This window comes from Streptomyces litmocidini (assembly GCF_014649755.1).
GTDB classification, from domain to species: Bacteria; Actinomycetota; Actinomycetes; order Streptomycetales; family Streptomycetaceae; genus Streptomyces; species Streptomyces litmocidini.
Genome location: NZ_BMTQ01000055.1, coordinates 1 through 1,826, shown reverse-complemented (window position 1 = coordinate 1,826; position 1,826 = coordinate 1). Strand labels below are relative to the sequence as shown.

Here is a 1,826-nt window from a genome sequence, read left to right as displayed (position 1 = left end):
ACCTAATAATTTTTTCCTTGAAATATTTCATAATAAATTAGGAAGAGATTCAATCCGTGCATTTCCTACAACATTTACTGTAAATAGTGAAAATCCTATTGATTATTCTAATTATATAACTATACAACCTAATAAAGGTAATTGAATGTATAATTTATTAATAAATGAAATAAGAAATCCTACAGGATTAAATTTAAAATTTAATGATAAAAGTGGAATACAAGCATATTCAAATCATCCTAATGATTTATATGATTTTACTTTACCTAATAAATTATTACCTATGGAACCTAGTATACCTAGAATCCCTAAAACTATTTTATTAGAATTCTGAGATAATAAAGTAACTTGTGTTATGCCTTTAGAAACTTCTAGATATATTGAACAATTAAAATTAATAGATCCTATTAAAGCTCAAAAATTAATAAATAAATTTTTATTATATCAAGAATTTATTGATAAAAATCCTAATATTATAGGTATGAATAATCCTGTTTTTTTAGATTTCTTAAATAATAAAAATATAAATTTATCTGATTTTAATTTAAATGATGATAACCCTATTAAAAATAATTCTACTCAAAATATACCTTCTCCAAAGAATTCTATTCCAAATATCCCTTCTTCAAATAATTCTATTCCAAATATCCCTTCTTCAAATAATTCTATTCCAAAATTTAAAAATCCTAATTTTAATAATATTGATTTAAGTAAATTTAATGAAAATATTGATAATTCTACTAAAAATATTAATAATATTAACCCAGAATTTAATAACTTTGATTCAAAAATTAATGATTCTAAACCTAAAATTAATAATTCTACTTTAAATATTAATAATCCTGGTTTAAATTTTAATTTTACTAATTCAAAAAATATTAATTTAAATATAAATAATATTAATTTAAATAATACTTCATTAAATTTTAATTTTACTAATTCAAAAAATATTAATTTAGGTTTTAATAATTCTGATCCAAATATCCCTATTATAAATAATTCTACTCAAGATATACCTTCTCCAAATATACCTACACCAAATATACCTTCTCCAAATATACCTACACCAAATATCCCTTCTCCAAATAATTCTATTCCAAATAATTCTATACCAAGTAATTATAGTCCAAATAGTCCTATTCCAAGTAATTATAATCCAAATAATTCTATACCAAGTAATTATAGTCCAAATAATTCTATACCAAGTAATTATAGTCCAGATTTAAGTCAAAATTCTTCAAATATTAATTCAATTTCTAAAATTAAAACTGTAGATTCATCAAATTTAGACTTAATTAGTGAAGAATCAAAATTAGATAAATATAATAAATCTAGAATTTTAAAAAAACCTAATTTTGATTTAGATAATGATGATTTATATCAAAATATGGAATATAAATTAAATAATCCTTATTCTTTTAATAATATGAATGATTCAGGTGTATATTTAAAAGAAGGTTGTAGTAAAGATTTAGAAATAAATAATCCCTCACTTTCAAAAAAAGGGAGTGGATCTTTTTATAAAGAAGAGAGTTATAATAATAAACTATATATAAATGATACTTCAAGTATGAAATCTACAGATTCAAATAATTCACAAATAGATGATACTTTAATTCTAAAATCTATAGACTCAAATAATTTAAATAAAAATGATAATTTAAGTAAAAAATCTTTAATTTTAGATATAGATGATAATTTAAGTAAAAAATCTTCTAATTTAAATATAAATGATAATATAAGTAAGAAATCTTCTAATTTAAATATAAATGATAATTTAAGTAAAAATTCTTTAATTTTAGATATAGATGATAATTTTAGTATAA

Annotated in this window: 1 protein-coding gene; it reads left to right on the top strand. The window is 19.2% G+C overall.

What is annotated here, in order from left to right; genetic code table 11:
• Positions 1-355: 355 nt before the first annotated feature.
• The coding region (locus IE180_RS37860; protein WP_190161110.1) for a hypothetical protein at positions 356-1,826 on the top strand (1,471 nt) is incomplete at its 3' end.